A 20,110-nucleotide genomic window follows, 5' to 3' on the forward strand; every position below is an offset into this window, starting at 1 on the left:
GGAGGCGACCGGCGATGCGGTGTTCGAGGCGCCGGACGGGACGGTGGACAATACAAGACGGACATGTCGGTTGGCGATCTCGTCCGTCCTGGTTACTTGCAGCGAGTTCGCTAGGGGAGGTCCAGATGAAGGTCAGCGAGATGAAGGCGCGCCTCAGCGCTCACGGCGTCGAGGACGGCGGTCTCTACACGCACGGCAGCCTCGGCGGCGGCGAGATCGATGGCATCGAGCAGGTTGACGGCAAGTGGTTCACCTATTTCAGCGAGCGCGGCAGCAAGCGGAACTACCGGGAATGGCCCTCCGAGGAGGAAGCCGCGGCCTATATCTACGAGCGGGCGGAACGGTTGGCGCGCCGGCTCGGGCTCTGGAAGGGTTGACAGGAGGCTGTCCCACCGGGCGGGGCGGGGGGGACAGCGAGCAAGCCACCAATTCTGCGAAAGCAAGGGCATGAATGGTTCGATCAAGGCCCATTCGGCGTCGGTGAGGTCGCTTGCGCACCAAAATCCGAGACAGAAAAATCGTTGCCGAGCAATTTCAGTCAAGGCCATTGTATCTCTGTTCATCTCCGCAAACGAACTGGATCACAACCCGCTGAAATCGCTCAAGTATCCTTTGAGGTTCGGCTCTGAAAGAGGGGAAACTGGGAGGGTGGATGACTGGCAGCACTGGGAAACACTTGTGTTAAATTTCGGTGCTGCGTTGGGGCGGATTATTTTCTTCCGAAGAATGCATCGAACCCGCTACCCGTTGGAGATGGGACGAAAGCTGGCTTTGTGTGGGGTTGCCGAGCAGACGACTGCATATTTGGCTGAATTGGAGGCACCGCTTTCACCAAAGGCGTGAGTGTGGACTGGGGTGCCGTAGAATGCGGCATTAAGGAAAGGCGGTCTTTCAGGATGTAGGTGCGTACATATCGACTGAACTGGCTGTAAGTGACGCCAAGCTCATTGGCATGGCATTCGTACAATGAAATCTGGGTATGACCTGCTACCAACAATTTTTCGAACTGCTCCCGCCTTGCAAGAAAGGCGACCCGGCCGTTACCTCGACGCTTTGAAGCGTTTGATGAGTTTTGCACTTTTATCTCCAGAACAGTTTTTGGTTTTCAAATTACATATATACCATTTAGTACAAAATAGGAATAATTGTTGCTATCGAATATTATTAAATCAAATATATATCACCTATTTCGCGTAAATTTGAGCAATTTTGCGTAAGATTGAATTATATGTTTTTTTCCACCCCCTATTTATATCATTTAGCACTATTTTTTATTGTATGTATGACATATCTGGAGGCAAGATGTGTGTAGCACCGGTACGCGCTGACGCACGCACCGGCCCAACACCTTCCCTTACTCGCCTTCGGCTCGACGGAATCTTGCTCTGCGAGGCACACGCCCGCTGCCGCGACAGACACGAAAGGAGGATTAAGCGCATGACCGGCGATACAAAAGGGAAGCGTGGAGGGAGGCCGCGGGGAGATCGGATAGAGGTCTGGGTGACGCCGGTAGAGCGTGGTGAGATAGCCGCCAGAGCGGATGAGGCCGGCTTGTCGCTATCGGCCTACCTTCGCGCCGCTGGCCTGCATCACCGGATTAAATCAGTGTACGACCTCGATGCGGTGCGTGATTTAGCCAAGGTGAACGGCGACCTTGGCCGTGTCGCAGGCCTTCTCAAATGGTGGCTAGTCGATGGACAGGATAAATTGAGTAGGCGGGAGGAAGTGGAACGCCTGCTAATCGATTTTCGGGCTCTACAAAATGAAGTAACCACACTCATGAAAGCGGTACGTCGGTGATGTAAAATGCTATTTCACTGAAAATTCTACAGATTTGAAATGCCACAATATTTTTAATCTGAATTCTATACAAATAGATTAATTCAGATTTCGATAGAAAATCCACTAATTTATTTAAAAATTTGGATCTCGAAATTTGGGCGTGAAGCTGCGCATCCGCTCCGCGCACGCAGGTGTCTAACAAACGGTGGTTTTCTGGACAGATCAAAGCAGTTAGCCGGGGCTAGTCGAGGTTCACTTAGCGAGTTAATATTCTCATAAAGTTTTCTATTTCCTGGCTGTGTTAATGAATCAGCGGATCGGTTATAAACGGGTCTTTACAGCGGATCAGCATCTGGACCCGCAGGTCATCCTGCAAGATTTTGATCACAGCATAGCAATAGTGCATCAAGTGTTTGCCGGGAGCCTGTAAGTGCAATTCTTGCCTATCCGGTTGACTCCCATACCTACTAGATCTAGTGTTGGGCATGGATGTCCTGGCCCGTGAAGACCTGCCGTTCCCGCAGTCTCTGCCGGAATTCCAGCGTATTTTCCCGAACGACGCGGCCTGTGCCGCCTATCTCGAAAGCGCCCGCTGGAATGGAGGGTTCGCCTGCCCAAGGTGCGGCGTCGTTGGCGAGCCGTTCCGTTTCGAGGCGCGCCCGGGCGTTCTGCGCTGCCGGGCCTGTCGCAAAGACGTAAGCCTGATGGCTGGGACCGTTATGGAACGCAGTCACACGCCGCTGTCGACTTGGTTCTGGGCGGCTTACTTGATCGCCAGCCAGACGCCCGGAATGTCGGCCGTCCAATTTCAGCGGCAACTCGGCCTGTCGCGCTACGAGACCGCCTTCGGCATCCTTCATAAGCTGCGCGCCGGGATGGTGCGCCCCGAGCGCGACAAGATTGGCGACACGCCGCAAGAACACGTCGAAGTGGATGAAACGTGGGTTGGAGGACGAACCCGAGGCGATGGACGGGGTGTCCATCACAAGGTTCTCGTCGCCTGTGCCGTGGAGGTGCGCCACCGGAAACCGGGAACCAAGCTCGACAATCGGAAAGACGGTCGCTACGCGGGACGCGTTCGTCTCGCTGTTGTCCCCGACCGTAGCGCCAATTCGCTCTGCGGATTCGTCGAAAACGCCGTTGCTCCCGGATCGCTGATCGTTACCGACGACTGGAGCGGCTATGCCGGTCTCGGAAGGCGCGGGTTCGACCACCATGCAATCGCCGAATGCGGCGACCCGGAGGTGGCAGAAGAATTCCTGCCGATCGTCCACTTGGTCTTTACCAACCTGAAGACCTGGATCAACGGCATCCATCACGGGGTCAGCGCCAAACATCTACAAGCCTACCTCAATGAATTCACGTTTCGGTTCAACCGGCGCCTCTATCCCTTCAACGCGTTCCGCTCGCTGCTCGGAATCGCGGGTAGGGCAGCCGCACCAACCTTTGACGAGCTTTATTCCGGGGAATGGACACACCCTACATTTAGTGGGTGTGGGTAACAACCGGATAGGCAAGGTGCAATTCATTACCAACGGCCCCGACGTCCCCGATGCACTTTTGCAGGCGCACGAAGAAGGTCGTGTGGTGTTTTTCTGTGGAGCAGGAATTTCTTATCCGGCAGGGTTGCCCGGCTTTTCCGGTCTGGTGGACAGGCTCTATCAAGCCCTTTCGATCACGCCCAATCTGGTTCAGCAGTCTGCGATCAAGGCCGGGCAGTTCGACACCGCCATTGGCCTGTTGGAAGGGGATGTCGTCGGCGGTCGAGGAATGGTGCGCACTGAACTGGCGACGATCCTGACGCCCAACCTCTCGGCCCCGAATGCGACGGCCACACACGAAGCCCTACTGACGCTGGCGCAGAATCGCGAGGGCCGCACACGACTCATCACAACCAACTTCGACCGTCTGTTCGAGGAAGTCAGGGCGGCGAAATCGCTGTTGTTTCCAGACTTCAAGGCTCCTCTACTCCCCGTGCCGAAGACCCGATGGGACGGTCTGGTGTATCTGCACGGTCTGTTGCCTATTACGGCAACGGCAGGCGATCTGGATCGGCTCGTGGTCTCCAGCGGGGACTTTGGGTTGGCCTACCTGACAGAACGCTGGGCAGCTCGTTTCGTAAGCGAGTTGTTCCGCAACTTTACCGTCTGCTTCGTTGGATACAGCATCAACGATCCCGTGTTGCGCTACATGATGGATGCGTTGGCCGCTGACCGTCTACTGGGAGAATCTCCGCCGGAAATGTTTGCCTTCGGCAGTTATTCGAAAAGCAAGGAGGTCGACCGCGCCAGCGAATGGAAGGCAAAGAACGTCACGCCCATCCTCTACCGTGAACATCGGCATCACGCCTATCTGCACAAGACCCTACGCGCTTGGGCAAACACCTACCGCGATGGTGTACGCGGCAAGGAGCGTATCGTTGTCGAATACGCCATCGCCCGCCCGTTGGCGAGCACAAAGCAGGACGATTTCGTTGGTCGGATGCTTTGGGCATTGTCGGATAAATCTGGTTTGCCAGCAAAGCAATTTGCAGAATTTAATCCCGTTCCGTCATTGGATTGGCTGCTGGAGGCATTTTCAGATAGGCGTTTTACGTTTGGAGACTTGCTACGGTTCGACGTTCCTCCTCGTATCAATGTAGACAATGAACTTCGTTTCAGCCTGATTCGGCGGCCAGCACCGTATGACCGTGCCCCGTCGATGGCGCTAGTTGACGGCGGTGCCGCTGGAAGCCAGTGGGATAATACAATGTTTCATCTGGCGCGATGGCTTTTGCGCCATCTGAATGATCCTAGGCTAGTAATTTGGATTGCGCAGCATGGCGGTCACCTGAATAACCGTTGGGCTTTGATGGTTGAGAATGCACTCAATGAATTTGCGGATAGGGAACATAACGGTAGGACTGTCGAACTGGATGAAATTCGTTCACAAGCTCCAAATGCCATTCCCACCCCTTTGATGCGTAATCTATGGCGCCTACTGTTAAGTGATCGAGTAAAGTTACGTAGTCGGGATTCCACGATCTACCGCTGGCTAGGAAAACTGAAGCGAGAAGGATTGACCGCAACCCTGCGCCTTGAGTTGCGCGATCTACTGTCTCCTAGAGTGGCCCTGAGTAAGCCGTTTCCTTGGAGTGTTGAAGACGGAGAAGCTGATGAACCCACAAGGCTGAGGCAGCTTGTGGATTGGGAATTAGTATTGGCTGGTGACGACGTGCATACCGCTCTACGCGACCTTGGGGGGGAACACTGGATATCCGCCCTTCCAAACTTGCTTCAGGATTTCCAGCAGTTGTTGCGTGATGCGCTTGATCTCTTACGTGAACTAGGCGAGGCTGACGACCGAAACGATCGATCTCATTGGGATCTGCCGTCGATTGCGCAGCACTGGCAGAATCGGGGGTTCCGGGAATGGGTAATCTTGATCGAAATGCTGCGCGATGCGTGGTCGGCGGTTCTAAGCGGTAGCAATGGCAGTCAAGCCACGAGTCTTGCTCTGACTTGGTTCGGGCTGCCGTATCCAACCTTCAAACGATTGGCACTGTTTGCGGCCAGCCAAGATGATCGCATCACATCCTCACAGTGGGTGGATTGGTTATTGGCAGATGGCACATGGTGGCTATGGTCCACAGATACGCAGCGGGAGGTGCTTAGACTCATCGTTTTGAAGGGGCGACAATTAGGGGGAGCCGACCAGGAACGTCTGGAAGCAGCTATCTTGGCGGGCCCTCCGCGCAAAATGTACAGAGAGGATCTGGATCCAGAACGGTGGAAAAATTTGTTGGCCCACTCCATTTGGCTACATCTGGCCAAATTGAACTCCTCGGGCCTCGTTCTAGGGGATTCTGCGGCAGCAAAATTAACACAGCTTTCTACAACCAACCCTGAGTGGCGGTTAGCAACAGATGAGCGCGATGAGTTCTCTCACTGGATGAGTGGCACAGGCGATCCTGATTTCGAAGAAAGTCGGAACACCGACATTGCTCCCCGAAAGCGGCGTGACCTTGTGCAGTGGCTGAAAAAGCCCTTGCCTGAGCAGAGGCCGCTCTATGAGGATAAATGGCGCGATGTCTGCCGCACCCACTTCATGAATAGTCTATATGCGCTTTGTGATCTGGCACGAGAAGGCGTGTGGCCTACCGAACGGTGGCGAGAGGCATTGCAGACTTGGTCCGAAGAACGCATGATATCGCGCTCCTGGCGTTACGCTGCGCCGGTGGTCGGAGCCTTACCTGATGCAGTAATTCAGGAGATTATCCACGCCGTAACGTGGTGGATGGAAGCCACATCCAAGGCGATAGACGGCCACGAGGGTATCTTGTTGGACCTATGTCGCCGTGTGCTGGCTCTACCACTAGAGGCGGATACTGGAATTACGCGCAATGGCGAACCGATTGGCCAGCCCGTCACCGAGGCGATCAATCATCCAGTCGGGCATGTCACGCAGGCCTTGATCAACCTTTGGCTTAAACGCGGACCGAACGACAACGATCTTCTTTCACCAGATATTGCTCCTTTGCTAACACAAATCTGTGACGTTCAGGTTGACCGGTTCCGTCACGGACGGGTGCTGCTGGCTTCGCATCTGATCGCGCTTTTCCGCGTTGATCGCCCTTGGACCGAGCGATGTCTGCTGCCGCTTTTTGCCTGGGGTTCGTCTGCCGAAGCAAGGGCTCTATGGGAAGGCTTCCTTTGGTCTCCTCGGCTATACCAGCCTTTGTTGATAGCCTTCAAACCACAGCTTTTGGAGACCGCCAATCATTATGTCGAGCTCGGCGAACACCGGCAGCAGTTTGCCGCCTTCTTGACATATGCGGCGTTGGGTCCGACCCAAGGGTATTCGGTGGAAGAGTTTCGATCTGCAATAGGTGCGCTGCCTCCAGAAGGGTTGGAGAGATCCGCTCAAGCACTCACTCAGGCGCTAGAGGGTGCGGCAGGTCAACGCGAGGACTATTGGAGAAATCGTTTGCTCCCATTTTGGCAGCAAATTTGGCCTAAGTCACGCGAACTTGCTAGCCCGAGAATTGCCGAATCTTTAACCCGTTTGGTCATTGCCGCCCGAGACGAATTCCCCTCCGCATTGGATGCTGTGCAGCATTGGTTACAGCCGGTAGCATATCCGCACTATGTCATAGGTTTGCTACACAAATCCGGTTTGTGTCGGCAGCACCCTGCCTGTGCATTGCGGTTGCTAAATATTATAGTCTCTGACCAACAGTGGTTGTCTCAGGAACTAGGGCAGTGTTTGAACGAGATAATTCTCACCGCCCCCAACTTGGCACTAGATACCCAATATCTGAGGCTTCAAGAGGCTTCCAGAAGGTGGGGGGGGTGAAGCGGCGTTTCACATTCCCCTAAACTTCGGCAAGGTAGACCTTGACGGTAATGAAAATTTGCCTTACTTTTGGGATGTGATTTCGGAGGGAGCAATGGCATCGCTGGCGGTCACAGTGAAAGGACAGGTTACGCTCAAGCGAGACCTGCTTCAGCACCTCGGTGTCGAGCCGGGGGAACGCGTCGAGTTTGAGAAGCTCCCGGGTGGTGAGTTGCGGGTACGCGCCGCGCGGCCAACCGGTACGATTGAGGGCTTTCTCCATGCCCTCGACGGCAAAGTGAAGCTGAAGAATCCGCTGACGATTGAGGACATGAACGACATCACAGCGGCGGGCTGGGCTGGGCGACTGGACGAGAAATGAAGATCACCGCCGACACCAACGTGCTGGCGCGCGCGATCCTGCAAGACGACGCCGCTCAGTGTCGTAGGGCCCGAGAGATGCTCAGCAGTGCAACACTGATCGCCGTTTCACTGCCGTCGCTATGTGAGTTGGTCTGGATATTGCGACAGGGCGCTAAGCTGCCGAGAGGGGATGTTTCAACCGCCATTCAGGCGTTACTTAATACGGGCAATGTAGTCATGAATCGCCCCGCCGTGGAGGCCGGGCTTGCACTGCTGGAAGCGGGCGGCGACTTCGCCGATGGCATCATGGCGCATGAGGGCAAGTGGCTCGGCGGCGAAACCTTCGTGTCCTTCGACAAGAAGGCGGTCACGCTGCTATCCGATCAGGGCGAGGCCGCCCAGCTACTGACCTAAAAGACGGGCCGCTTTGGTTGAACGTGGTATTTTTCGTGGTATCCACGAATGTGCTCTTATAATGGTATTGATTTTAAAGGGTTTTTTTGTATAATCAACAATCGAGTGGGAGTAGGGTCGAAGCGCAACCATCTGTTTCGATTTCGGAATTATAGTGCGACCACGATATGATCCGCATCATCAATGGCTCGGTTCCTCGTATTCGAAGAGCGCGCCGCTGAGACCTGTATCGATACCATATTCGAGCGATTGGCACCGGCATCGCATCGAAGATTCACGCTGCACGCCTAACTAAAATCCGCTCCAAATAACGATTGATTGAGCCTCGGGTAGCGCCATGACACGACTTCGTCATGAGCACCGATGCGGAACAAAAGCGGACACCGGAAACGTTCAGCTACTTCCCGCCGCATCCGTTCCTGAAGATTCGGTTGCCCACCGGAACGCTGCTGATTCGTCCGCAAAGCGGTGAGTCCTTTCCATGCGGCGGTTTCAGATCTACCAAAACTGGTATTTTGGGCGTGGCGCGCGGGCTTATGAACTTAACAACCTCCGTAAACTCGATTGGCACTGCGCCGCTCAGATTCGGGATCTCTACAACATCCTGCTGGGCGGCGGCGGCAGCAGGCTAACCGACCGGCAACTGCTGGACTGGCTGCGGCGTGAGGCGCAAAGCACCATGCTCGCGCCCTTCTGGCTTCAGGACGTGTGGACGTTGGGCACGGACGCGATGGCCCCGGCAGCCTCACCTGCCCCGCCACCGGTGGCAATGCCCGTGGCGCAATGGACCATCCGGCATAAGATCATCGCCATGTTCCAGACCGTGCCCGCCCATCTGGGTGCCGCCGCGCGGGCGCAGTTCGAGGCTTTCATCACCCGGCAAAACCTGGCCCTGCTGGCAGGGATATTCGTGGTTGTCGCGGCGGTGCAAGCTGTGCCGGGGGCTGATAATGGCGCGGGTGGCGTGGATGAAGGAAAGCTGCTCATGACCGGCGGCGGTTCTCAGGTTTCACTCCCCCCATCGGCAGTCAGCTTTGGCAATAGAGGAGCATGTCCATGATCCCCATATCTCCTGAGATCATCGGACCTCGCGTCGAGGAAGAATATGCCGATGCCATGGAGCGCATCATTTTCCTGCTCAACGCCTTCAAGGACTACCCCGCCGCGAACGATACCGCGCATTGCCGCGTGGGCTATCAGCTCCCTGTCTCCCCTGCACGGTTCTTCGAGGCATTCCATAAGCGGACGCCATCTGCGTTGGACGTCCACGATGGCTGAGCCGCGGCGATCCGAGTGAAGAATTAATTATATTCGCTGTGCGTGACGCGCTCAGTGCTGGCACAGGTACGGGCTGATAACTAAAAATTGATTGACGTGCTGCCGCGTCCCGGAATCGCGGAGGAGGTGGCGGTGCGGTCTTCACCGTTCCATCGCCATCCCGACTGACCGGCGAGATGCGCCCGGATCATTCGGATTGTCGCAGACATCGGAGTGCCACCGCATGATCCGCCGCCTGACGTTCTGCCTCCCTTTGCTCGGCGCCTTCGCGCCGGCGGCCCTTGCCCAGGTCGTGCCTTCCGCATCCATCGTGCGGGTGCCACGCGTTAACGTCATCGCCGCAACCCCCCTGCCCGGCTCGGCGATCAGCCGCGACAGGCTGCCCCAGGCCACCCATGTGCTCGGCCCGGCCGAGATCGACCGCACCGGGATTCCGAGCCTGACCGGCGCCATCCTCGCCGCGGTGCCGAGCGCCTCGATCAACGATGTCGATGGCAACTCGTTCCAGCCGGACATCAACTTCCACGGCTTCACCGCCTCGCCGGTCACCGGCACGGCGGAGGGCGTCGCCGTCTATCTCGACGGCATGCGCTTCAACGATCCGTTCGGCGACACGGTGAACTGGGACCTGATCCCGCCCGAGGCGATCCGCAGCGCCAGCCTCCAGCCGGCCAACCCCGCCTTCGGGCTGAACGCGCTCGGCGGCGCGCTCGATGTCACGCTCAAGAACGGCTTCACCGCGCCGGGCGGCGTGGTCACGCTCTCCGGCGGCTCCTATGGCAGGATGGCGGGCAGCCTCGAATACGGCGTGCATCATGGCGGCACCGCCGCCTATCTCGCCGCCGACGTGATCCACGATTCCGGCTTCCGCCAGACCCAGACCTCCCGCCTCGCCCGGATCTATGCCGATCTCGGCTGGCGCAACGCGCGCACCGAACTGCATCTCGGCGTCATCGCCGCCGACAACGCGCTCGGCAATCCCGGCGCAACCCCGGTGCAGGCGCTGAACTACGATATCGCCAGCATCTTCTCCGGCCCCAACACCGTCTACAACAAATACATCGCCACCCGCGCCACCGCGCGCTACGCGCTGAACGGCGACACCGCGCTCGACGCGCTGGCCTATTTCGCCGATCTCTCGCAGCGCCTGCCGAACGGCGTGACGGAAGAACTCGCCGCCTGCCCCGGCCAGCCCGGCATCCTCTGCAACGCCGGCACGAGCGACGTGGTGACGACGCGTGGCGGTGCGGCGGTGCCCGACTTTCTCAATGGCGGGATCTATTCCGGCCTCGTCAATGAAGGGATCGACCAGCAGGCCTATGGCGCCTCGGTACAGCTCATCAACGACAGCCGGCTGCTGCGCCACCCCAACCACCTGACGATCGGCGCGAGCTTCGACGGCTCGAACACGATGTTCAACGCCTTCACCCAGATCGGCGGCATCACACCGGTGACCCATCTCTTCATCGGCCCGGGGGTGACGGTCGACCAGCCGGCCGATGGCGTCAACCCGGTGCAGGTCGCCACGACGACGCGCTATTTCGGCCTCTTCTTCAACGACGTCTTCACCCTCGCGCCCCGGCTCGACCTCACCCTCGCCGGGCGCTTCAACAATGCCGAGATCGACCTCGCGGACAAGCTCGGCGGCCCGGTCTCCGGCCATCACGCCTATGACCGGTTCAACCCGCAAATCGGCCTGACCTGGCACGCGCTCAAGACGCTCGACCTCTATGGCAGCGTCGACGAGACTAACCGCAACCCGACGCCAACCGAACTCTCCTGCGCCAGCGCCGCCAACCCGTGCTCGCTGCTGAACTTCTTCGTCGGCGATCCGAACCTGAAACAGGTCGTCGCCCGCACCTTCGAACTCGGCGCCCGCTTCCACCTCGCCCGCTTCGCCGGCGGCACGCTGCGCTGGAACGTCGACCTTTTCCGCACCGACGTTCACGATGACATCATTTATCAGTCGACCCTCTACAACCCCAATCTCCAATACTACACCAACAGCGGCAACACGCGCCGTCAGGGAATCGAGGCCAATCTCGTCTACGCGACGCCACGGCTGAACCTGCGCCTCGGCTTCGCGCATATCGACGCGACGTTCCAGAACGCGCTGACACTGAACAGCCCCTCCAACCCCGCCGCCGATGCGAACGGCGAGATCCACGTCGTCCCCGGCGACCGCATCCCCGGCATCCCGGCCAATCGCGGCACGATCGATCTGTCCTACCAGCTTACCGAACGTCTGCTGCTCGGCACCACCGCGATCCTGCAATCGAGCCAGTACCGCTTCGGCGACGAGGCGAACCTGACGAAGCCCGTTGGCGGCTACGCGGTGTTCAACGTCTATGCCTCCTACAAGCTCACTCCGCGCGTCACCGTCTTCGCCATGGTCGATAACGTGACAAACCGCTCCTACCAGACCTATGGCGGGTTCGGCCCGGTCTCCGACGTGCCGTGGAATTTCGTCCCCGGCGGCGTCACCGATCCGCGCACCGCCAATCCCGGCCGCCCGATCGCCGGCTATGGCGGCGTCAGGATGACGTTCTGATCCGCCTCTTCTCTCCCGCAACCCCGCCTCGGTCCGGCAGGATCGGGGCGGATTTTTTGCGGCCGGCGTCAGCCCGCGACCCGGCCCGGCCGGAATAGGCCGGACATCCGGCACCCGGCCGGACGCCGCAGCGCCAGCCAAACCCTGCCTTGGGTCGGGCCTCTCCGCCCGACCGGCCACCGCCACCCACAAGAAAGCCGGCCGGAGCGCGCTGCTCCGGCCGGTTGCGTCGTCGCCGGGTCAGGGCGGCGGCGCAGCGGCCGCCACCCCGGGTTCAGGCGTTACCGCGAATAGTCGCGGCCGTTGCGCTCGGTCGGATAGGGCTTGCCGGGCATCATGCCCTCCCAGAGGATGTGGTCGTAGGCGACGGCAGGGATGGCGTCTTCCTTGCGCCAGTCATACCCCTTGGTCTTCTTCGCCCACCAGGCGGCGTTGTGCAGCGGCTGCCACTCCGGCTCGTCCTGCGTCTGCGCCTTGATCGGCAACGTCGTCGCGCTCAGCGGCTGCGGCACGGCGGCGTTGAAGGTCCACTTCCGGTCGTCGCGGCTGAAGACCGCCGTCATCGGCCGTTCATAGGCGTCGTTCAGCGTCATCGGCCCGATGCCGAGAATGTCCTCCATCGTGCGGATCATGTTCACCGTGCTGTAGCGCGCCGAAACCACGGCATGATGGCGCACATAGGGCCCAACCACGAAGGCCTCGCTGCGATGCCCGTCGACATGATCCGGCCCGTCCTGCGCGTCGTCCTCGACGATGAAGATCAGGGTCGAGGAAGCATAGGGCGAATGCGCGACGGTCTGGATCAGCTTGCCCACCGCATAGTCGTTGTCGGCAATCTGCAGGCCCGGCGTGTTCACGCCGTTCTGCGCGGTGGTGAAGTTGCCGGTGTGGTCATGCATCAGCCGCACCAGTTCGAGCGAAGGCAGGTCGTGGTGGCGCACATAGTTGGTGAACTCGCGGCTCCATTCCTGCTCGCGGTAGTAATCGGCGATCGTGTTGTCGAACCCGCGGAAATACGGATCGGTATAAGGCGCGAGGTCGGGGTTGGTCGCATAGGCGACCTTGATCTTCTGGGCGTAGGCGTCGTTGATCTCGGGGATGCCGTATTTCGCCAGCGCGCCCGAGAGGTTGTAGCGGCCGAGATCGATGAAGAAGCCGTAATTGCAGATGCTCAGCCCCGCGCGCAGCGCCGCATCCCACAGATAGCCCCGCTGCACCTGGCCGTGCGGCCCATCCGGCGCGGCGACGTTGCCGGTGCCGGGCAGCAGGTTGGGATCGTCCGGATAGAGCGGGTTGGCCGCCTTGCGGCCGGCGAGCGATGCGATGCCGACATTGACGTTCCGGTTGGTGCCCTCCCAGTCATACGACAGGCCACGCCCGGCATAGTTCACCGGCAGCGCCTTGGTGCCGTAATCGGACTCGCGGGCCGAGGTGCTCCAGGGCCAGCCATTGCCGCTCACCTCGGCGGTATCGTAGAAATTGTCGAGATCGACGAAGTTCCACGCGACGCGATGCACGTTCGGCGTATAGGTCTTGCCGAACTCCGCCAGCGCCGGATCGCCATTGCCCTCGCCGAGATCGCCGAGGATCTGGTCATAGGTGCGGTTCTCGCGGATGATGTAGATGATGTGCTTGATGTGGCGGTGCAGGAACGCCATCATCGAGCGGTCGCGCGCGCTCTCGTGGAACGAGAAATGGTTGTTGTGCGCAACGAGCCGCGTCAGTTCCTCCATCTCCTCGGTCGCCGGCACCGGCATCGTCAGGAAGCCGGCCTTGGAAAGCTGGAGGATATACTGGTTATAGTGCTGCAGCGGCGTGCAACTCGCCGGCACGTCGGCCGCGAGCTTCTCGTTGCACGGATTGGGCCCCGGCATGCTCTTCCCGTTGACCACATACAGCATCTTGCCATCGGGGCTGACGCTGACGCTGTTCGGATAATACCCAGTCGGCAGCAGGCCGATGACTTCCGGCTTCGCCGTGTTGAGCGCGATCACCGCGACCGAGTTGGTGCCGCCATTGGTCACGTAGAGCCGCGTGCCGTCCCGCGACAAGGCGAGCGAGTTCGGCGCGGTGCCGTGGAAATATTTCGGCATGCCCACATAAGACGACGGCGCGGTGGTGCGGATCGTGTCCACCACCGTGTTGGACGCGGTGGAAATCACCTCGACATCCGCCTCGTTATCGCACGCGACGTAGAGATACTTGCCGTCGGCACTCAGCACCATCCGGTTCGGATTGCCCGCAACCTTGATGCGCGCGGTCACCTGCGGCGTGCCGGTCAGCGAGACGACATCGACCTCGCGATCCCGCTCGCTCGAGACATAGGCGGTCGGATTGCCGTTGGCGACGACCCAGAACGGATATTCGCCGCCCGCAACGCCATCCTGCGCGGCGTTGATCACGCCGGGGCGCAGCTGCACCTCGGTCGCCGCTCCGCCGGGAACGCCGCCCGACAGCGGCACGATCGACAGGCTGTCGTTATAGAAATTGGCGACCAGCAGCGACTTGCCGTCCGCCGTGGTGGCAAGGCCCGCCGCCTGCGGCTTTACCAGGAAGCCGACGCCACCCTGGCTCAGCGGATTGCCCGCGACCGCCGCATGACCGAGCGCGAACGGCGTGCCGATTTCGGCCCAGCCGCTGGCGCCGAGCGCATAGGTGTGAACGTCGTCGTCAACGCCGCCCGAGACGTAGAAATGCTGGCCATCCGGGCTGAACGAGATGCCGGCCCAGGTGTTCGGCACCTTGAGGACCTGCTTCTGCACCGGCTTGTCGTTCGAGATGTCATAGACAAAGACATACTCTTCCGAATCCGCCGGGATCACCTTGCCGCTCGCGTCGTTCACGAGGTTATAACCGCTCGTCAGCACCAGCAGCGTCTTGCCATCGGGGCTGACGGCGGTGCTGATCGCCTGCCCGGCGACATAGGACGGATTGTCGGCAAGGCCGGGATTGAGGGCGGTGAACACCGCTCCCGGCGCCGCCGCCGGCGTCAGATACTGACCGCTGGAGGTGATGGTCGCCGGGGCAGCGCGCCCTGAACCCGTGGTCGCCGCGACGGCGATCATCGCCGAACCCGCAAGCAAAAGAGTACGCAAAGCCGTGGCCGCCATTCTGGCGTGCATCGGTATCTCCATGTCTGAGAATGAACATCAGCGCGGACGATATTTGCCGCCCGACACGATCAACTTTACGTGCAATAAAATTTTCGTGTGTTATTGATTGATGTTTCTTTGATGACAATTCATGCCGCAAGCCGCACCACCAGCAGGCCGAAAGCCAGCGCGGGGCCGAACGGCAGCTTCTGCCGCGCGAGCGGCGCGCCGCCGGCCTCCGCGCGCAGCACAGCCCAGGCGGCGAACCCGGCAAGCCCGGCAATCCCTGCGATCACCACCGCCCAGGGCAGGGCGGCGGGCGGCAGCCAGGCGGCGCCGGCCGCGAGCAGCTTCGCATCCCCCGCACCCAGCGCGTCGATCCCGCGCAGCCGCCGCCAGAGCAGGCGCAGCCCGGTGAAGCCGAGATAGCCCAGCGCCGCGCCTGCCGCGTGCGCCGGCAGCGCCTCAGGCTGCCGCAGCGCGGTCACGACCAGCCCGGCCAGCAGCAGTGGCAGGGTTAGCGCGTCGGGCAGCCGCAGGCAGTCGAGATCGATCAGCGCCGCGGCCAGCAGCGTCGCCGCGAAGGCGAAATCGAGCGGCACGCGCGGCCCCGCCGGATCCAGCACGGCGATAACGACCGCCAGCAGCAGCGTCGCCAGCTCGATCAGCAGCAGCCGGCGCGGGATCGCGGCACCGCAATGCGCGCAGCGCCCGCGGCGCAACAGGAAGCTCGCCAGCGGCACCAGGTCGGCGGCGCCGAGCGGCGTGGCGCAGGCATCGCAGCGCGAGCGCCGCCGCGCGAGCAGAAGGCCGCGCGGCAGGTCCTCGACCAGCGTGCCGATGAACGAGCCGATGAAGGGTGATGCCAGAATGGTGCCGGCAACCAGAATATTTCCCTGAACTGTCATATGTTTTCGGCTCCGGCGGCGGCTTGCTCGGGCATAAGGTAAAAAACACGTTTCCGCGAGAGACATGCGATGCTCGATCACGCCGCCACGCGCCCGGATGAGGACGGTTCAGCCATCGGCACGGCGCTGCTGCGGGCCGGGCTGGTCGATTCCCTCGGCATCGCGCGGGCGCGGGCGCTGGCGGCGGAAACCGGGCTCGGCCTCGGCGCTTCACTGGTCCGCCTCGGGCTGATCGGCGAGCGCAGCCTCGCCGAGGCCGCCGCCGCCGCCCTCGGTCTCGCCGTGCTGGCGCCGGACGCCTATCCCGCGGAGCCGGTGCTGCCCACGCGGCTGCGCCCGCGCTTCCTGCGCGATGCGCGGGTGCTGCCGCTGGCCGTGGCCGAGGGCGTGCTCGACCTCGCGATGGTCGATCCGTTCGATGGCTTCGCCGCCGGCGCGGTGGCGGCGGCCACCGGCTGCGCGGTGCGCCGCGCCGTCGCCGTGCCGATCGACCTCGATGCCGCGCTCGACCGGCTCTACCCCGATCCCGGCGAGACGGCGGCGGCCGATGCGGTGGCCGAGGAGGCGGCGCCGAGCGAGGCGGATGCCGAACGCCTGCGCGATCTCGCCAGCGAGGCGCCGGTGATCCGCCTGGTCAACCAGCTCATCGCCCGCGCGGTCGAAACCCGCGCGTCGGACATCCATATCGAGCCCGAGGAAGACCGCCTGCGCGTCCGCTACCGTCACGACGGCGCGCTGGTCGAGGCGGAAACCCACCCGGCGGCGATGGCGCCGGCCATCGTCTCGCGGGTCAAGATCATGGCGCGGCTCGACATCGGCGAGCGCCGCCTGCCGCAGGATGGCCGCATCCGCCTGCCGGTGCGTGGCCACGAGGTCGATTTCCGCGTCTCCTCGATCCCGACGATGCATGGCGAGACCATCGCCATCCGCGTGCTCGACCGCAGCGCGATGACCTTCGAGTTCGGCGCGCTCGGCCTCGACCCCGCCATCGTCGCCGCCTTCCGCGCCGCACTCGCGGCACCCAACGGCATCGTCCTCGTCACCGGCCCGACCGGCAGCGGCAAGACGACGACGCTCTACACCGCCCTGCTCGGCCTCGACCGCGCCAGCCGCAAGATCGTCACCATCGAGGACCCGATCGAATACCGCCTCGCCGGCATCAGCCAGAGCCAGGTCAAGCCGCAGATCGGGCTCGATTTCGCCCAGCTCCTCCGCGCCATCCTCCGGCAGGACCCGAACGTGATCATGGTCGGCGAAATCCGCGACCTCGAAACCGCGCAGATCGCCGTCCGCGCCGCGCTGACCGGCCATCTCGTGCTCTCGACGCTGCACACCAATTCGGCGGTCGCGACCATGACCCGCCTGCGCGACATGGGGCTCGAACCCTATCTCGTCGCCTCGGTGCTGCGCGGCGTGCTCGCCCAGCGGCTGATCCGCCGGCTCTGCCCCGCCTGCCGGCGAACCGCGCCGGCAAGCCCGGCCGAGGCGGCGCAACTCGGCATCGCCGCCGGCACGCCGCTCAGCCATCCCGCCGGCTGCCCCGAATGCCGCAACACCGGCTATCGCGGCCGCATGGCGATCGCCGAATTCCTCACTCCCAACGCCGAGCTTGCCGCCCATCTCGCCGCCGGCGCCGGCGAGGCGGAGCTGGCCCGCGTCGCCGGCCTGCGCAGCCTGGCGGACGCCGCGCGCGATGCGGTGCTGGCCGGCGAAACCTCGCTCGCCGAAAGCCTGCTCGCATGATGTTGCGCCACCATGCCTGATTTCGTCTTCCGGGTGATCGACCGCGCCGGCGCCCCCGCCCGCCTCGCCATCGACGCGGCGAGCGAGGCCGAGGCGATCGAGACAATCAAGCGCCGCGGCCTGATCCTGCTCGGCGCCGCCCCGCGCCGCGGCGCCTTCCTGCTCGCCCTGCTCAACCGCGACATCGGCGGCGCCCCCCGCCTCGGCGCCGACGCGCTGGCCGATTTCACCCGCGAACTCGCCGCGATGCTCGGCGCCGGGCTCGACCTCGAACGCGCCTTGCGTTTCGCCGCCGGCACCGCCGCCACCCCGCGCGTCCGCGCCATCATCCTCGCGATCTGCGACAAGGTGCGCGACGGCGCCGCCCTCTGGCGCGCGCTCGGCCACGAGCCGCACAGCTTCCCGCCTTTCTATGTGGGGCTGGTGCGCGCCGGCGAGGAGTCCGGCGCCCTCGCCGCGACGCTCGAAGACCTCGCCGAACTGCTCGAGCGCAACCGCTCGCTGCGCGCCGCGATGATCGCCGGCCTCACCTACCCCGCCCTGCTCGCCCTCGCCGCGACCGGCGCGATCGTCTTCCTGCTCACCAACGTGCTGCCCGAATTCGTGCCGATCTTTGCCGAAAACGGCGTCCCCCTGCCCGCCACCACGCGCCTGCTGCTCACGATCGGCCAGGCCTGCGCCGCGTCCTGGCCCTATGCGCTGGCGCTGTTCGCCCTCGCCATTCCCGGCATCCGCCTGCTGCTCGCCCGCCCCGCCCCGCGCCTGCGGTTCGACCGTCTGGTCCTCCGCCTGCCGCTGCTCGGCGCCCTGCTGCGCGAGGCGCTGGCGGCCCGCTTCACCCGCACGCTCGGCACGCTGCTCGGCAATGGCGTCGCCCTCGTCCCGGCGATGGCGATCGTGCAGAACGTGATCGGCAACCGCGCCGCCGCCCTTGCCATCGCCACGGCGGCGGATGCGGCGCGGCACGGCAAGGGCCTCGCCGCCGGTCTCGCCGCCGCACGGCTGATGCCGGAGCGCACGGTGCAGTTGCTCCGCCTCGGCGAGGAAACCGGCCAGCTCGGCCGCATGGCGCTGCGGGCCGCCGCGGTCCACGAGGAGCGCGCGCGGCTCGGCGTGCAGAAGCTAGTCTCGCTGCTGGTTCCCGCCATCACCATCGTGATGGGCGGCGCGATCGGCTTCATCGTCGCCTCGCTGCTGCTGGCCATGCTCGGTCTCGATGCCCTCGCCCACTGAGCCCGCGCCCACTGAGCCCGCGCCTGACGATCGCGGCTACACGCTGCTCGAACTGCTCGTCGTCGTCGTCATTCTCGGCCTCGCCCTCACGCTCGCCGCCAATGCGGCACCCTGGCGGCGCATCGGCCAGGGCCCCGCAACCGCCGCCGCCACCCTCGCCGGGGCGCTGCGCACCGCCCGCGCCGTCGCGATCGCCACCGGCCGGCCCGCCACCTTCGCGATCGAGCCGGCGGACGGGCGCTGGGTCGGCCCCATCGCTTCGGGGCGGCTGCCGCGCGGCCTCGCCATCGCCTTTCACGGCCCGGTCGCGCGCGGCTGGGGGCGGATCGTCTTCTCCCCCGATGGCAGCGCGACCGGAGGACAGGTGCTGCTCGCGCGCGGCGCCGCGCGGGCGCTCGTGGCGGTGGACTGGCTGACCGGACGGATCAGCACCGATGTCCCGGCACGATAGCGGCTTCATCCTGCTCGAAACCCTGGTCGCCTTCGTCATCGCGGCGCTGGCGGTCGCGGTGCTCTACCGCGCCGCCTTCGATGGCGCGGCGGGCGTCGCCATCGGCGGGCGCGAGGCGGCGGCGGTGGAACGCGCGCAGTCCCGCCTCGCCGCCCTCGCCGCCTTCGCGCCGCGCGGCCACTACGTCCGCACCGGGCAGGATGGCGGCGGCTTCCGCTACCGCGAGGAGGCAGCGCCGCTGCCGGTGGCGAAGGGCGCGCCGCTGCGGGCGCTGCGCCTGTCGGTCAGCGAGCGCTGGGGCCGCGCCGGACGGACGGTGACGCTGGTGACCATCCGCGTCGCACCGCCATGAGGCGTGAGGCCGGCTTCACCCTGCTGGAGATGCTGGTCGCGCTGGTCGTGCTCGGCCTGCTGCTCGCGGGGCTCGCCCAGGCCAGCCATTTCGGCATCGCGACCTATCGCCGCACCACCGCGACGATCGCCGCCACGTCCGACCGGCTGGCCACCTTCCGCGCCCTGCGCCGGCTGATCGCCCAGGCCCGTCCGGGCCAGCCGCCAGGGACGCCGCACACCCTCGCCCTCGTCACCACCCTGCCGCGCGCCGCCGCGCTGTCGAATCGCCTCGTCTTCGCCGAGATCGGCGTCACCCGGTCCGGCGATCTCGTCCTCGCCTGGCGGCCGGCGCCGACCGGCCCGCCGCTCGACCCGCAGGCGGCGCGGGCCGGCGCGGCCCATGTCGAAATCCTCGCCCGCCACATCGCCGCGATCGAGCTGCGTTACTGGTGGGCCGCGCGCCCGGGCGCGCCGCCCGCCTGGCACGAGGCCGGGCCGGCAGGCGCGCTGCCGCGCCTCATCCGGCTGCGCATCCTCCCCGCCGCCGGGCAGCGCCCCTGGCCGGACCTGATCGCCGCCCCCTGGCGCGCCCCCTTCGCCGCCGGCGGATAGGCGCGCGGCCGCGCGCCGCGGCGGCACGCGCCGGCAA

Annotated in this window: 17 protein-coding genes and 1 pseudogene; 14 read left to right on the forward strand and 4 right to left on the reverse strand. The window is 63.3% G+C overall.

Features of this window, described 5'->3' with window-relative positions; genetic code table 11:
• Nucleotides 1–125 precede the first annotated feature (125 nt).
• Nucleotides 126–377 carry a hypothetical protein gene (locus ACMV_RS04965; protein ID WP_041664644.1) on the forward strand — a complete coding sequence of 84 codons (252 nt, stop codon included), beginning with the start codon at nt 126–128 and terminating at the stop codon, nt 375–377.
• 63 nt (nt 378–440) lie between these two features.
• Here the strand turns inward: ACMV_RS04965 and ACMV_RS21130 are convergent.
• A pseudogene (locus tag ACMV_RS21130) lies at nt 441–548 on the reverse strand (IS5/IS1182 family transposase); the annotation flags it as partial.
• Between the two features lie 161 nt (nt 549–709).
• Entirely contained in the window at nt 710–1,078 is a 369-nt protein-coding gene (locus ACMV_RS21135; RefSeq protein WP_158320255.1) for a TraK family protein, read from the reverse strand.
• A 359-nt stretch (nt 1,079–1,437) separates the two neighbouring features.
• Here ACMV_RS21135 and ACMV_RS19695 point away from each other — a divergent pair, with 359 nt between their 5' ends.
• The 8 genes from ACMV_RS19695 to ACMV_RS04995 all read left to right on the forward strand — a co-directional run bounded on the left by ACMV_RS19695 (nt 1,438) and on the right by ACMV_RS04995 (nt 11,701).
• Entirely contained in the window at nt 1,438–1,800 is a 363-nt protein-coding gene (locus tag ACMV_RS19695) for a plasmid mobilization protein (RefSeq protein WP_081479227.1), read from the forward strand.
• Nucleotides 1,801–2,267: 467 nt separating this feature from the next.
• Nucleotides 2,268–3,284 carry an IS1595-like element ISAcr1 family transposase gene (locus tag ACMV_RS04970; protein ID WP_007421341.1) on the forward strand — a complete coding sequence of 339 codons (1,017 nt, stop codon included), beginning with the start codon at nt 2,268–2,270 and terminating at the stop codon, nt 3,282–3,284.
• Nucleotides 3,285–3,300: 16 nt separating this feature from the next.
• A complete protein-coding gene (gene dsr1, locus ACMV_RS19700) occupies nt 3,301–7,116 on the forward strand; it encodes an anti-phage defense-associated sirtuin Dsr1 (RefSeq protein ID WP_081479228.1) in 3,816 nt (1,271 codons plus the stop codon).
• Between the two features lie 94 nt (nt 7,117–7,210).
• A complete protein-coding gene (locus ACMV_RS04975; RefSeq protein WP_013639737.1) occupies nt 7,211–7,477 on the forward strand; it encodes an AbrB/MazE/SpoVT family DNA-binding domain-containing protein in 267 nt (88 codons plus the stop codon).
• Nucleotides 7,474–7,872 (forward strand): type II toxin-antitoxin system VapC family toxin, encoded by a 399-nt coding sequence (locus tag ACMV_RS04980; protein WP_041664645.1) that lies wholly within the window; start codon nt 7,474–7,476, stop codon nt 7,870–7,872. Before ACMV_RS04975 ends, ACMV_RS04980 begins: the two co-directional genes overlap by 4 nt.
• A gap of 481 nt (nt 7,873–8,353) precedes the next feature.
• Nucleotides 8,354–8,932 carry a hypothetical protein gene (locus ACMV_RS04985; RefSeq protein ID WP_007421345.1) on the forward strand — a complete coding sequence of 193 codons (579 nt, stop codon included), beginning with the start codon at nt 8,354–8,356 and terminating at the stop codon, nt 8,930–8,932.
• Complete coding sequence (locus ACMV_RS04990) at nt 8,929–9,150, forward strand: hypothetical protein (protein ID WP_007421346.1); 222 nt, start codon at nt 8,929–8,931, stop codon at nt 9,148–9,150. Before ACMV_RS04985 ends, ACMV_RS04990 begins: the two co-directional genes overlap by 4 nt.
• Before the next feature lie 223 nt (nt 9,151–9,373).
• Nucleotides 9,374–11,701, forward strand: coding sequence for a TonB-dependent receptor (locus ACMV_RS04995; RefSeq protein WP_007421347.1), 2,328 nt, complete (start codon nt 9,374–9,376; stop codon nt 11,699–11,701).
• Nucleotides 11,702–11,982: 281 nt separating this feature from the next.
• Here the strand turns inward: ACMV_RS04995 and ACMV_RS05000 are convergent, their stop codons facing one another.
• Nucleotides 11,983–14,823, reverse strand: coding sequence for a bifunctional YncE family protein/alkaline phosphatase family protein (locus ACMV_RS05000; RefSeq protein WP_231844486.1), 2,841 nt, complete (start codon nt 14,821–14,823; stop codon nt 11,983–11,985).
• 119 nt (nt 14,824–14,942) lie between these two features.
• Entirely contained in the window at nt 14,943–15,701 is a 759-nt protein-coding gene (locus tag ACMV_RS05005; protein ID WP_013639740.1) for a prepilin peptidase, read from the reverse strand.
• Nucleotides 15,702–15,770: 69 nt separating this feature from the next.
• Between ACMV_RS05005 and ACMV_RS05010 the strand changes: the two genes are divergently transcribed.
• From ACMV_RS05010 to ACMV_RS05030, 5 genes are read left to right on the forward strand one after another with little or no spacing between them, the layout of a single operon-like run.
• Nucleotides 15,771–17,444, forward strand: coding sequence for a GspE/PulE family protein (locus ACMV_RS05010; protein WP_013639741.1), 1,674 nt, complete (start codon nt 15,771–15,773; stop codon nt 17,442–17,444).
• A 12-nt stretch (nt 17,445–17,456) separates the two neighbouring features.
• A complete protein-coding gene (locus ACMV_RS05015) occupies nt 17,457–18,677 on the forward strand; it encodes a type II secretion system F family protein (RefSeq protein ID WP_013639742.1) in 1,221 nt (406 codons plus the stop codon).
• The gene (locus ACMV_RS05020; protein WP_013639743.1) at nt 18,661–19,128 is read left to right on the forward strand and encodes a GspH/FimT family pseudopilin; all 468 of its coding nucleotides are present in this window, start codon (nt 18,661–18,663) and stop codon (nt 19,126–19,128) included. The genes ACMV_RS05015 and ACMV_RS05020 overlap by 17 nt, the downstream gene beginning before the upstream one ends.
• A complete protein-coding gene (locus tag ACMV_RS05025) occupies nt 19,112–19,480 on the forward strand; it encodes a type II secretion system protein (RefSeq protein ID WP_011941851.1) in 369 nt (122 codons plus the stop codon). The genes ACMV_RS05020 and ACMV_RS05025 overlap by 17 nt, the downstream gene beginning before the upstream one ends.
• Entirely contained in the window at nt 19,477–20,073 is a 597-nt protein-coding gene (locus ACMV_RS05030) for a prepilin-type N-terminal cleavage/methylation domain-containing protein (protein WP_013639744.1), read from the forward strand. Before ACMV_RS05025 ends, ACMV_RS05030 begins: the two co-directional genes overlap by 4 nt.
• Nucleotides 20,074–20,110 lie beyond the last annotated feature (37 nt).

Origin of the sequence: Acidiphilium multivorum AIU301, from assembly GCF_000202835.1 — a bacterium.
Classification (GTDB): Bacteria; Pseudomonadota; Alphaproteobacteria; order Acetobacterales; family Acetobacteraceae; genus Acidiphilium; species Acidiphilium multivorum.